This window comes from Vibrio sp. 05-20-BW147, from assembly GCF_013369385.1.
In the GTDB taxonomy this organism is placed as follows: Bacteria; Pseudomonadota; Gammaproteobacteria; order Enterobacterales; family Vibrionaceae; genus Vibrio; species Vibrio floridensis.
In genome coordinates this window covers 22584-35668 of the sequence record NZ_SZTO01000005.1, presented here as the reverse complement: position 1 = coordinate 35668, position 13085 = coordinate 22584, and the positions used below count along the sequence as shown (strand labels likewise).

11 protein-coding genes are annotated in these 13085 nt (G+C 48.2%); 9 read left to right on the top strand and 2 right to left on the bottom strand.

All coding sequences use genetic code 11. The features are described from left to right. The 6 genes from FC652_RS05500 to FC652_RS05475 are packed head-to-tail and all read left to right on the top strand — an operon-like array spanning position 1 to position 5921. Positions 1–696: an ABC transporter ATP-binding protein gene (locus tag FC652_RS05500; RefSeq protein ID WP_176297804.1), complete on the top strand. Its 696-nt coding sequence runs from the start codon at positions 1–3 to the stop codon at positions 694–696. Then, positions 684–1949 carry an FtsX-like permease family protein gene (locus FC652_RS05495; protein ID WP_176297803.1) on the top strand — a complete coding sequence of 422 codons (1266 nt, stop codon included), beginning with the start codon at positions 684–686 and terminating at the stop codon, positions 1947–1949. The genes FC652_RS05500 and FC652_RS05495 overlap by 13 nt, the downstream gene beginning before the upstream one ends. Further along, a complete protein-coding gene (locus FC652_RS05490) occupies positions 1942–2718 on the top strand; it encodes an outer membrane lipoprotein-sorting protein (protein WP_176297802.1) in 777 nt (258 codons plus the stop codon). Before FC652_RS05495 ends, FC652_RS05490 begins: the two co-directional genes overlap by 8 nt. Positions 2719–2736: 18 nt before the next feature. Next, the gene (locus FC652_RS05485) at positions 2737–4071 is read left to right on the top strand and encodes a hypothetical protein (RefSeq protein WP_176297921.1); all 1335 of its coding nucleotides are present in this window, start codon (positions 2737–2739) and stop codon (positions 4069–4071) included. Beyond that, a complete protein-coding gene (locus tag FC652_RS05480; protein WP_176297801.1) occupies positions 4072–5154 on the top strand; it encodes a sensor histidine kinase in 1083 nt (360 codons plus the stop codon). It begins immediately after the preceding gene. Continuing rightward, positions 5151–5921, top strand: coding sequence for a LytTR family DNA-binding domain-containing protein (locus tag FC652_RS05475; RefSeq protein ID WP_176297800.1), 771 nt, complete (start codon positions 5151–5153; stop codon positions 5919–5921). Before FC652_RS05480 ends, FC652_RS05475 begins: the two co-directional genes overlap by 4 nt. Before the next feature lie 87 nt (positions 5922–6008). On the opposite strand, the gene FC652_RS05470 is transcribed toward FC652_RS05475, so the two are convergent. Further along, entirely contained in the window at positions 6009–7670 is a 1662-nt protein-coding gene (locus tag FC652_RS05470; RefSeq protein ID WP_176297799.1) for a methyl-accepting chemotaxis protein, read from the bottom strand. A 217-nt stretch (positions 7671–7887) separates the two neighbouring features. Continuing rightward, the gene (locus FC652_RS05465) at positions 7888–8679 is read right to left on the bottom strand and encodes a DUF4344 domain-containing metallopeptidase (RefSeq protein ID WP_176297798.1); all 792 of its coding nucleotides are present in this window, start codon (positions 8677–8679) and stop codon (positions 7888–7890) included. Between the two features lie 622 nt (positions 8680–9301). Here FC652_RS05465 and gltS (FC652_RS05460) point away from each other — a divergent pair. The 3 genes from gltS (FC652_RS05460) to FC652_RS05450 all read left to right on the top strand — a co-directional run bounded on the left by gltS (FC652_RS05460) (position 9302) and on the right by FC652_RS05450 (position 13070). Further along, entirely contained in the window at positions 9302–10528 is a 1227-nt protein-coding gene (gene gltS, locus FC652_RS05460) for a sodium/glutamate symporter (RefSeq protein ID WP_176297797.1), read from the top strand. A 293-nt stretch (positions 10529–10821) separates the two neighbouring features. Continuing rightward, on the top strand, positions 10822–12048 hold the full coding sequence (gene gltS / locus FC652_RS05455; RefSeq protein WP_176297796.1) for a sodium/glutamate symporter: 1227 nt from the start codon (positions 10822–10824) through the stop codon (positions 12046–12048). A gap of 155 nt (positions 12049–12203) precedes the next feature. Continuing rightward, a complete protein-coding gene (locus tag FC652_RS05450; RefSeq protein WP_176297795.1) occupies positions 12204–13070 on the top strand; it encodes a glycerol kinase in 867 nt (288 codons plus the stop codon). The last annotated feature ends 15 nt before the right edge of the window (positions 13071–13085 follow it).

Sequence of the window (13085 nt, the reverse complement as noted above, 5' to 3'; positions counted from 1 at the left end):
ATGATTCAGTTTGCCAACGTACAACGGCATTATCAGCTTGGTCAGGTGGAAGTGCCTGCGCTACAAGAGGTGAGTGGGGAAATTCTTCAGGGCGAAATGGTGGCGCTTTGTGGCCCTTCGGGGTCTGGGAAAAGCACGTTACTCAACATTCTAGGGTTGCTTGACATGCAGTACCGCGGGCAAGTGACGCTGCATGGCGATGATTACCCTCGCTCGGCCTATCAAGCGGCAAAACTTCGACGCGAAAAGCTCGGCTTTATCTTCCAAAAATTCAATCTTGTGCCCGTGATGACGGCACTAGAGAACGTGGCGTACCCGTTGTATCTCAATGGTGTTGATAAGGCCAAACAGCGTCAGTTAGCGGCTGAAATGCTCGAACGTGTTGGTTTAGGGGAGAGTTTACATGCTTTGCCGGATCAGCTTTCTGGCGGTCAACAGCAACGGGTGGCCATTGCACGGGCGTTGGTGCATCGACCCGCCTTAGTGATCGCCGATGAGCCGACGGCCAGCCTAGATAGCGTCACGGCCAACTTAGTCATCGACATCATGAAGCAACTTGGCCATGAGCAGGCCACCACGTTTGTTGTGGCCACCCACGATGGGCGAATGGCATCACGTTGCGATCGCACTATTGAACTATTGGATGGCCGCTTGCGTCAGCATCACGAGCCGGAGGTGATCTCATGGGCCAGTTAGTTGCACGTCTGTTTCCTGATTCGCTGCGCTTGGCGTGGCTCAACCTAAAACGCAATGGTCGCCGCAGCTTGTTGTCTGTTCTGATCATTGCCATTGCGGTATTCGCGTTGACCAGTGCGGGTGGGTTTGGTTTGTACACCTACGACAGTTTGAAAGAGTCAACGGCAAGAGACACTGGCCACATTACCATCAGTACGCCGGGCTTTTTTACTAAAGAAGAAGAGATGCCTCTGAGCAATGGCTTAAGCCAGCCGGACGACCTTATTGCCAGCGTCATTGGCCTCAATGAGGTGCGTGGTGTGCAGCCGAGAATAGAATTCAATGGTCTCATTTCCAACGGCAGTAAGTCGGCGATTTTTGTCGGCATTGGTGTAAATGATCGTGAATTTGATATGAAAGGGCCCTTTCTCGATGTTCGAGAAGGTAAGACGTTATCCAACCCACGAGGACAACGCTACGATCCGGCGGAACCGGAAGTGATGTTGGCGATGGATCTGGCGCGAAATCTCAACGTGACGGTGGGGGATTGGATTACCCTGTTGGCCACCACCACGGACGGAGCTCTCAATGCATACGACTTCAAGGTGCGTGGTCTCTACGCAACGGGGGTGCCTGAGTTGGATAAGCGCCAGCTTTACATCCACATTGACAGTGCGCAATCGCTGCTGGCAACAGACAAAGTGAGTGTGATTTCGGTGTTCCTGTTTGAGACCGAAAAAACCGCAGCCGTGCAGCAGCACTTGTCGGCTTTGCTGAGTCAATTCTCTCAAGAGTTGGAATTGACGCCTTGGCAAGAGCGGGCCTTCTTCTATCAGAAAGTGAAAGATCTGTATGACCGTATTTTCGGCATCATGGGGGCGGTGATGGGGCTGGTGGTGTTCGTGGCACTGTTCAATACCATGACCATGTCGGTCACTGAGCGAACTCGCGAAATTGGTACCTTATCGGCTCTGGGCAGCTACCCGCGCGACATCATCATTGGCTTCTTACGTGAAGCGGGGCTATTGGCTTTGCTGGGGAGCCTTGTTGGTGCGCTAGCCAGTGGTGCTATTTCACTGCTTTTAATGGTGGTGGATGTACAAATGCCACCTCCTCCAGGGCGCAGCGATGGCTACCCATTGATGGTCTATTTTTCATTTGAACTGGTTCTGATGGCCACCGCAGGCGTGTTGGTTATCTGCTTAGCGGCTGCGTTTCTTTCTGCCCGCAAAGGCGTCCACAAACCGATTACCGAGGCACTCACTTATGTTTAGTTTACCAACCCTAACCCAATCCGCGGTGCTAAGTTTGACCCTGCTCTGTGCTCCACTCTTCGCTCAGCCGGATCAACTCAATATCGAAAGCATGATCAAGAAAGCAGACGACTATCGATTAAAAGAAGAATCGGCACGAGTGATCTCATTGGTGAGCCTGTACGAAAATGGCGAGCTCGACAAAACTCGCGAATACCACGTATACACCCGGCCAAACCGCGAATCACTGGTCATTTTTAAGTCGGCCGTGGAGGCTGGGCAAAAGATGTTGATGCTGCAAGATAACTACTGGTTACAAATGCCAAAAAGCCGTCGACCGATTCGCATTACGCCAATGCAGAAACTGCTGGGAGAAGCGTCGGTAGGGGACATTTCAACCCTCACTTGGAGCGAGGATTATCAAGGCAAATGGGTCGCAAGTGAAAAGGTCCTCGGGCTTCAGGGTGAGAGTGTTGCAACACAACGTCTACAATTGACCGCAAAAACAACGGGAGCCAGTTATCAGTTGATTGATTTGTGGTTAACAGAGCAAGAGGATTTTCCCCTCAAAGCGGATCTTTATCTTCGCTCTGGCAAGTTAGCCAAGCAGGCATGGTTTACACGTGGCGAGCGCAACGGGGAGCCGAGCGTGACGGAAATGACGTTGCTCGATCATATTCAGCCAGCGAAGAAAACCGTGATTGAGTACCAAGATATTCAATCTTGGCAGCTTGAAGATAAGTTTTACAACCCAAGTTATTTGCCCAAAGCGAGCTCAGTACAATTCTGATGGAGAACAACTGTGGTGATGAAGGATAAATCGCATTTCAGTTTGTGCAGACATCCGGTTTTTAGCGCGTCACTGGCGTTGCTATCACTCTCGCTATCAAACTTGTGTGCCGCAAACGAGATAAACGCAGAGTGGGATTGGGCACTTAGCTACGAATCTGCCAAGTTACGAGAGAGCACGTTTGTCCGTGCGTCATCGGAGCAGCGTCATCGACTCAATGGTCTGCTGGACTTGCAACTTGGCTACGCATTCTCGAGTGGCCATTTGACTAGCGCGGTGGCGATCTACGCGCAAGATTTGTATTTAGAGAGCGAATCGGAAGCGATGTGGTGGAAGGATCGCGATACGCAGTGGATCGTACGCGAGTTGGCCTGGCAAGGGGAGTGGCAAGTTGGTGAACAAAGCTTGGATGTCAGCGTGGGGAAACTGCAAGTAGATTGGGGAGTGGGTTATGGTTACCGGCCGCTCGATCTCTTCAAGCCTTACCGACAAAACCCTATCAAGCTGGTGGCGGAAGAGGGCGCCGGCGTTTTCATGCTCTCTCACTATGATCAGCAAGGTGAATGGAGCGTCATCGCGAGCGATTCGAGTTGGACGCAAATGACGCAGAGCGCATTGGATAAAGCGACTGCGCAGCAAGGAGCGGGGCTACGTCGATTTCAGCTCGTCGACGACACGGAATGGCAGTGGTTGGCGTATTATGACAACGTGCGTAAAGGAGCCCTCGGCGGTAGTGCTCGCACCGTTTACAGCGACGCACTCTCATTACATGGTTCTTTACTATGGCAGCATCAAAGCGTCACCTATCAAATTCCGGATGAGATGCTTAAACCCGTTGACGTTGGGGAAGATGGAGAAGCATGGCAATTTTTGATGGGAGTGAACTGGTCGACACAAAGTGGCCACAGTGTGTTGTTGGAATATTGGTACGATAGCCGCGCTTGGTCAGATGATGAGTGGCAGATGGCGATGGAGCGATCGCGTCAACTTAAGCAACAACCCCTCACATCACCACTGGCGGCCAGTTACGCTCAAGGATTGCAACACGCCAACTTAGTTCAACACAACATAATGTTTCATTGGCGCTGGGACAGTAATGCTTGGATGGCGTGGCATGGAGTGAACAATGCGCAATGGTTAGCGGATATCACCCCAACCTTAGACGTGCTCTTTTCGCCACAAGATGGTGGTGTGATAGCGACTCAATGGATCAACTATCAATGGCTTGATACTGGACTATATAGTGTGGAATTGGAATTTGCTGCACGCTTTTTGGTCGGCGATAGCCAATCTACTTATGCTCAAATTGAGGATAAGCATATGATGGTCTTCAATCTAAAAGGGAGGTTTTAGATGTTTTTCTCTCGTATTCCGAAGAGCTCAGTAGAGTCGGACTCATGCTCAACCTTGTCAGATTTAAACGAACGTAGCCAGATGTGCGGCTGGTTGAAAGCGTTTTTAGTCACGACTGTCTTTTGTCTCTTTGTGTCGGTGCTGACGTTCTCCCTGTGGGGGGGGCCTTATTATGTGCATCTCATCATTAGTTTTGGCTTTGGACATTCAGCGCTGTTTTTCTCGTGGTTGATTGAACGCCTGCTCCCCATGATCCCGCGCAATGCTGAGATCCTCCTGTCTCTGACCGCCTGCCTGTTGTTTGGTATTCTCAATGCCCGTTTTTGGGTGGGAGATTACTTTGGCATCACCGATATGGTGCCTGTGGGGCTGATGGGGTTGTTGTTTAGCGGCATGTGCTATTTCTATTTTCATTCGAAAGAGATGCAGATGATCGCCGCGCATGATCTTGAAGTGATGAAACGGGAAAAAGCAGAGCAAGAGCGCGCCCTGCTGATGAGCCAGCTGAAGCAATTACAAAGTCAAATTGAACCTCATTTCCTGTTTAACACGCTGGCCAACATCAGTGCTTTGATGCGTTATGATGTTCCCAAAGCAGAGCTGATGTTAACGCGTTTAACGGAACTATTACGTTCAACGTTGAAGAGTTCTCGTGAAGAAACCACCTCACTATCGAGTGAACTGGAAGTGTTGGAAGCCTATTTGTCGATTCAACAAATTCGTTTGGGTGAGCGGCTAGCATTCCACATCGATTGTGAAGAGGGGTTAAAATCACGTTTTATCCCCCCGATGCTGATTCAACCGTTGGTAGAAAATGCCATTACTCACGGCATCGAACCGAAAGCGGCAGGGGGGCGAGTGGACGTCTCGGTCAAACAGAGCGACCAAAGCATCGTTATTCAAATTCTCGATACAGGCGTGGGATTTGGCCAAGGAGACACTCCAGGCAGTGGCATTGGGTTGAACAACATCAAACAGCGCTTGGAGACCATATTTGCGGATAAGGCGAGCTTGTCGATCCTAGAAGGACAGCCAAGCGGAGTTTGCGCTGTGATTCAGATACCAAAGGAGTTTACATCGTGACAAGTCGGATGACCGCGATGATCGCGGATGATGAACCGCTATTGCGCCATCATTTGAATCGTTTGTTGGCCGATGTTTGGCCTGAGCTGGAAGTGGTGGCATTGGTTGGCGATGGGCAGCAAGCGCTGACATCGATAGCGACGCTGAAACCGGATGTGGTGTTCCTTGACATTCGTATGCCCGAACTAGATGGTATGGCGGTGGCAAAGCAGCTTAATAGAAGCGATTATTGCCCGATGATTGTGTTTGTGACCGCATACGATGAATATGCGGTCAAAGCGTTTGAGCAACAGGCCATTGACTATTTGATGAAGCCGCTCAATGAAAAGCGGCTGCTGGAAACGTGCCAGCGTATTCAAACTCGGCAACAAACCACGCCAGCGCCTGATATCGGTGCCTTATTGGCGCAGCTGCAACTCATTTCAACACCTCAATCACAACCTCAGTATTTACAATGGATTCGCGCGGCATCTGGGGAAGAAATTCACCTGATCTCAGTCGCCGATGTGCTCTATTTCAAAGCGGATGAAAAATACGTGGTTGTTCACAGTAAGCAGAATAGAGAGTTTTTGATCCGCATGTCATTGAAAGAGTTGCTCGCCCAGTTAGATCCGGCGCAATTTTGGCAGATTCATCGCGCTTCTGTGGTGAATGTGGCTGCAATTAAGAAAGTACAGAAAGATTTTACTGGTCGCCTCGTCGTCTGCGTTGGCGAGCAAAAACTGCCGGTGAGCCGTGGATCTCAGCATTTGTTTAAAGGGATGTAAACGTCCGTAATGTGCACTTTTACAGTGTAAACTGAAGATAAATCAGGGCAGTAAGACTGCCCTGTTAAGTCTTTGTCACGTCGATAATTACACGGTAAAGCGACCAACGAGATCGGAAAGCTGGTGTGCTTTCTTGTTCAAACTTTGGCTGCCTTGGCGGTTTTGGTTGGCCAAGTCAGCCGATTGGCTACTTTGATCTGAAATCACCACGATCCGCTCTGAAATTTCCTGACCCACAATACTTTGCTCTTCCGTTGCGGTTGCAATCAAAGAGTTCATATCCATGATGGTGCCAATGGAATCAATAATTTTTAGTAACGCAGCGGCAGCGGCGTTGGCTTCTTCCACCGTACTTTCACCACGAGCTTGGCTGGCATCCATCGCTTTCACCGCCGCATCAGAAGCGGCTTTCAACTGATTAATCATCTGATGAATTTCACCCGTGCTGTCTTGCGTACGGCTGGCGAGTTTGCGAACTTCATCGGCCACCACCGCAAAACCACGGCCTTGTTCGCCAGCGCGTGCCGCCTCAATAGCGGCGTTCAATGCCAGCAAGTTGGTTTGCTCTGCAATGTCTTGAATCACTTCCAAAGAGGAGGAAATGTTTTTCACATCGCCCTCGAGGCGAGAAATGACATCATTGGCTTTCGATACTTCACTTGCGAGCTCTCGTACCGACGAAGCCGCAGAGTTGACGATGGTCTGTGCTTCATGGGCATTCTCTTCCGCATAACGTGCTGCTTGCGCTGCTTGGCTGGCGTTGCTGGAAATCTCAGTCGCGGTAGTGGTCATTTCCGTCATGGCGGTGGCCACTTGTTCGGTTTCCTCACGTTGGCCCGCTGCGATGTGATCCACTTCGGTTGCACGGCGAGACATTTTGTCGGTTTCGCTAACCACGTCTTGTCCAACTTCCGTGACGCTACGGATGATATTTTGCAAGCTCGCCACGAATTTGTTGAAGTTTTGACTCAGTTGCTTGAACTCTGGCACGCTGAAATCTTCCATGCGTGCGGTCAAATCGGCGTCACCACTGGCAAAGGAGCGAATCGATTCATCAAACATTTCCAGCGGTCGCATAATGCTGCGGTTAATAAAGACAGCAACAATACCAACAAGAATGGCGATGGCGACACAAAACAGGCCGATGGATGTTAGCGTATCTTCCAGTGCTTGGTGCGCACTCTCTTCCATTTGGGTGATGAGTACATCGATATCATCCGTGTAAAACCCGGTCCCCAACGTAAGGTCCCATTGTGGGATATAAATCGAGTAACTAAGTTTGGGGAGCGGCGTACTTTGTCCTGGTTTAGGGAAGTAGTAGGTGGTGAACTCGCCTTTTCTGGCATTATCAATCAAATCTTTGATTAAATAGTTGCCTTTTTTATCCTGCATATTAATGAAATTTTCACCGATGCCTTGAGTACTCTTACCGATAACAATCCGCGTCCCTTTGGAGTCATAACCAAAGACATAACCAGAATCGCCAAACTCCAGCAAACGGAGTGTTGGCAGTGCTTCTTCTAACGATGCCTTGTTGTCGAGAAAGGTTTGAACCGATGATTTTGCAAGCTGGAGGTAGTTCTTCAGTTCTTCTTTTTTCATCCGCATCATATTGTCGCGTGTGATTTCAACTTGCTGTTGATTAAACGAAGTGGTTTTCAAGTAGGTAAACCACATCATCCCAAGTGCGATCGTTAAAACGGGCACGATTGAAAGAACATACAATCTTTGTCTTATGGTTAAGTTCATAACAACTTCCTTGCGTTACAACCGCATTGGCGGGCGGATTAGCATAGTAAATGGAGGCGATAATCATGCTTTAAGCTTAGCCAATCCTTTCCAAAGGGAATGTGAAATTGAATGTCTTTATGAAATAAAAAGAATGAGTTTGTTGCTATTTTGTTTTACATCATGATTTCTCTGTCTGATCAAAACACAAAGCGGATTGTTTCCTACCAACAAAGGGTTAGTGATTGGCCGTTTTTAAATAACGATGCCAGTTTTCACTCAACGTTTGATAATTAATTTGGCAAAACTCGGTGCGTTCTTGGCGGTACTCTTTTTCTATTTCATCAAGCAGGTTTGGGTGTCGCTCAGGATTGCTGCCATAGACCAAACAGAGCGTGGCAAAGTAGCGCTGCAAATCAAAGCTGTGTTCATCAAGGTATTCATCGAGATCGTAATATTCGGGTTTGTCTTCTGACTCAAAAGCAAACATGTCTGCTGCGCTGATGGCAATCTCATCGCCATTTTCGACGTAATCGACCAGTAGTAAGGTGGCGAAGTTGTCAACGGCGTCTTCTTCTTTACCCAAAATAGCGATGTTTTGATCGGCAATGTAGGCGTGGCCAGCTTCATGAAGTAGGGTATGCAGCATAGTATTGATCGCACCGCTTTCCGCGCTTTTTCCATAGTTTTTTTGATACTCATTTTTACGGAAATAATCGAGTGACTCGGTATAAAACGAAAAAGGAATGTGCACGGTGTGTGTTTCGGGATCATACAGTGGACCTTGATCGCCACCGTAGCTGACGGTTAAGGTCTTTTTGAACGGAAAGAGCGAATGAGAAAGATCGAGCAGAGTCGTGTTGATTTGGGAAGACTCGAATGTATCGATAATCGTCTGCTCTTGTTTGGTAACCTGCTTGGGGTAGAGGATTTGAATGGATTCGGCAAGTGCTCCAGCGCTAAAACAAGACGCCAGTAATAGACTGAGTGGCCAGCGTGTTTTCTGGCAAGAGGGTTGTGGATGTTTCATGATGTTTCCTTTCAACTGAGGCTGAATGTGTGTTTCATGTTTATGCTAAATGGTTCTGTTTAATCAGTGAATTTGGGTGATATACAGTCTGATTGTTGGAAACTTTGACCAAGATCGGACATTTTCGTCGATTTATGTTATAGTCCGCTTCCATTTTGGCCACTGTTGTAGAGTAAAGCTCAACAATCCGCCCTTTGCCAGTTTAGGTGCTCGCTCCGAGTTGTCGGCAGTTTGTCGATAGAGGAAACCGTCAGGAACGAAAAAAGCGCGGCAAATAGAGGCAAAATGGAAGAGGATTTTGAATGCCAGTTATGGCGTCGAGGCATCTGTATACCGTAACGGAATGTTTGTCGTACAGATTGGCCACTCATCGATTAGGGAGCTAGAAATAGCTCCTTTTGTATTTTGGAAGCTTGCAAAGGGTGTTTGAGACATCACCCAATGATCGCCTTCCATCCCTTGAGCCTAACCAGATGGCTTGTACTCGCTGCCTATACCCCGTTTAGACTGGTGTTTCACCTTAGTTGGCAGCGCATTAGACGATGCAGTAACTGACGTTCAAAAGCAAAATACTAACACTCTGATATTAAGGAAGATAAAGAGTCTGAGATGAAGAGGTTGTATGAATCATTTAATCACGGTCGGTGCACTGGAATCTTTTTTAGTGGCGATTAGCGTGCTGTTTTTAGGGCATTTTATTAATGCCAAACTCCCCATCCTAAGAAAATTCAATATTCCCGAACCCATTGTTGGTGGTTTGATTGTCGCCTGTATCATTACGATTTTGCATTTCCGTGGCATCGATTTGGAATTCAACTTGCCCTTGCAAAATACCTTTATGCTGATGTTTTTCTCGACGGTGGGTTTGGCGGCAAACTACACCCAATTGCTCAAAGGTGGTGCCAAAGTGTTCCTGTTTTTGGCGGTGGCGTCGGTGTACATCGTGATTCAAAATGGCGTGGGTGTTTCGCTGGCGAGTATGCTGGGCCTGGATCCGTTAATGGGCCTGATCGCGGGCTCCATTACGCTTTCCGGGGGGCATGGAACTGGCGCAGCGTGGTCGCAAACGTTCGCAGATAACTATGGCATGTCCAACACGCTTGAAATCGCGATGGCCTCCGCGACGTTCGGTTTGATCATCGGCGGCCTAATTGGCAGCCCAGTGTCGCAGCGTTTGGTCGACAAGCACAACGTCGAGTCCGAGTATGGCCGAGGTTCAAAAACCCACGAAAAATTCCCTGAACTGGTGACTTACAACGAATACGAAGAAGATAAGGTGACGGCAAAGAAAGTGATTGAGAAGCTGTTCTTCCTGATCATTTGTGTGACTGGAGCCAAGTACGTTGAACAGTGGGTCAGCACCTATGAAATCAAATGGTTGATGATTCCAGACTTTGTCTATGCGCTGTTTATCGGCGTCATCATCACCAACTTCCTTGAAGTGACGAAAATCCGTAAGTTAGACGCTGAAACCGTCGATATGCTCGGTACGGTGTCGTTGTCGCTGTTTTTGGCGATGGCGCTAATGAGCTTGAAGCTGTGGAACATCTTCGATCTGGCGATTCCATTCTTGGTGATCTTAGCGGTGCAATCGGTGGTGTTGGCGCTGTTTACTTACTATGTGACGTTTAAAGTGATGGGCAGTAACTACGATGCGGCGGTGATTGCGGGTGGTCATTGTGGTTTTGGCCTAGGAGCGACGCCAACTGCGGTGATGAACATGGGGTCAATCGTGAATCGTTTTGGCCCTTCGCCTCAGGCCTTTATGGTGGTGCCGATAGTAGGGGCCTTTTTTATTGATATTGTTAATTTAATCGTGTTGCAGGGATTTATATCCTTTATCGGTTGAAGAAAATGGGAGCCTGATGAGCTCCCATTTTTATTAAGTCTTTCTCACTTGGTGAGATAATCATGCACTAATGTCATAGTTATTCTCTTTATGTGAGAATTTTACATGGATGCATCAGTGACATTTCTCAGTTGGACGGCACACTGGCCTCTTTTCAAAATAACGCGCGTTGTCTCAATGACCATCACTTCGCTTAACGTTTGCCCTTTCTTTTGCCATCACATTCGCGTGGAGAGTGAACCAGAGGGAGTGGTGCGTGATTAAGTCACTCATGCCACAACAAAAGAGGTTTTATGAATAGTGTTGTTTCTGTTGGTCCGCAGGAGTCCTTTCTCATCGCCGTTGGCGTATTGTTTCTTGGTCACTTTATTAATGGCCACATTACTCTTCTCAAACGCTTTAACATTCCAGAGCCGATTGTCGGCGGCTTAGTGGTGGCCTTGGTGATCACCCTTGCCCACTTTAATGGCATCACTTTTGACTTTGACTTACCGCTGCAAAAGACGTTTATGTTGATGTTTTTTGCGACCGTAGGTTTGGCCGCCAACTACAAGCAACTGCTTAAAGGTGGTATGAAAGTGGTGATCTTTTTGCTGATTGCATCGGTCTATATTGTGGTGCAAAACGGAATTGGTGTTTCTCTTGCCACCATTTTGGGGCTCGATCCCTTACTAGGCTTAATTGCAGGTTCTATTACGCTCTCTGGTGGACACGGAACGGGGGCGGCCTGGTCGAACACCTTTGCACAAAGCTACGGATTAGAGAATGCCTTAGAAATCGCGATGGCCTCGGCGACATTTGGATTAGTGATGGGGGGAATTCTCGGTAGCCCTGTGGCGCAGCGTTTGGTGGACAAACACCAGCTTGAATCGGAATATGGCCGAGAGTTGCAAGCCCACCAACGTTTTGCTGATTTGGTGACGTACAACGAAAACGAAGAAGACAAAGTTACGGCGAAGAAGGTGATTGAAAGCCTAGCGCTGATGTTTCTGTGTGTGATTGGCGCGCGATATTTGTCTCAATGGGTCAACCAGTTAGAGATTGCATGGTTGATGATCCCTGATTTTGTTTACGCGCTGTTGCTGGGTGTGTTTGTGACCAACTTCCTTGAGCTCACCAAAGTGAGAAAGTTGGATTTAGAAACGGTGGATATGCTCGGTACCGTTTCGCTCTCACTGTTTTTGGCCATGGCGTTGATGAGCCTAAAACTATGGAACATCTTTGATCTTGCACTGCCTTTTCTGCTGATCCTCTCCATTCAGTCTTTGGCTATGGTTCTGTTTAGCTATTTTGTCACCTTCAAGTTGATGGGTAAGAACTACGACAGCGCGGTGATTGCCAGTGGGCATTGTGGTTTTGGTTTAGGCGCGACCCCCACTGCGGTGATGAACATGGGGTCGATTGTGAATCGCTTTGGCCCTTCACCTCAGGCGTTTTTGGTGGTGCCGATTGTTGGAGCCTTCTTTATAGATCTTGTTAATATGCTGATTCTTCAGAGCTTTATTGCATTTTTAGCGTAATTAACTTTCTACTCATATACGCAGCATCGCGGTGGGAGCCACACCGCGATTTCCTTCCGACAAAACAAAAGGTTAGTCACTGCGTTTGTTGAAAATTTGAGCTAGAATGGCGGTCATCATGTGAGCTTTAGCAGCAAAAGAGAATGGAGGCGGCCATGACAGATAAAATCTCAACCACAGCGTTGGCCAAAATGCGTAGCTTGGAAGCCGCTCAGCTCTTTACTGACCTTAGCCGTGCTGGTTACATCAGCCGAGTGGGTGACAAATGGATTTTAACCGAACTGGGCGCTCGATTTGGTGGTGAGTACGTTGATCACCCAAAATTCGGACAGTTTATCGTCTGGCCTGTAAACCTGCATATTGAGCTGACATCCACTAAGGGAAAGCGACTAAGTGCCACGCAGATTGGTGAACAACTGGGCTTAAATGCTAAAAAGGTCAACCAACTACTCAGTGAGCTCGGTTGGATGGCAAAAAGTGATCAAGGTTGGGAAGTCACGGAATCTGGGATTCGCGCTGGTGGCATGCAGAAAGGTGATGGAGATAGCCATCCTTATTATTTGCTCTGGCATGATTCGATAAGCCGCAATAAACGTCTGAAGCAGTCCGTGATCGAGTTTTTAGGTCACGATGCCGAGTCGCATGCGACAGACAAATCCTACTCTAGTTTTCGACAAAAATTTGAAGCAAAGCATCGAACCTTAGATGGTCACTATGTGCGCTCAAAAGGAGAGTTAATCATCGATAACTGGCTTTATATGGCAGGTGTGGTACACGCGTATGGCCGCCAGTTACCGATCGAAGAAGACGTGATCTGTGATTTCTATTTGCCAGCTGGAAAAGTTTATCTCCAATACTGGGAGAGTGCTAACAGCGGTATGCCAGAGGCGAGCAAAGCCAAGATCCGTGAGATATACCAGGCGCATCATTTCCACTTAATTGAAGTGGAAGAGAGTGAGCTAGAAAGCTTAGATGAGCTATTGCCTAAACGATTAAGGCCGTTTGGCATTAAAGCCTATTAGAGAGCGCGTATCAGG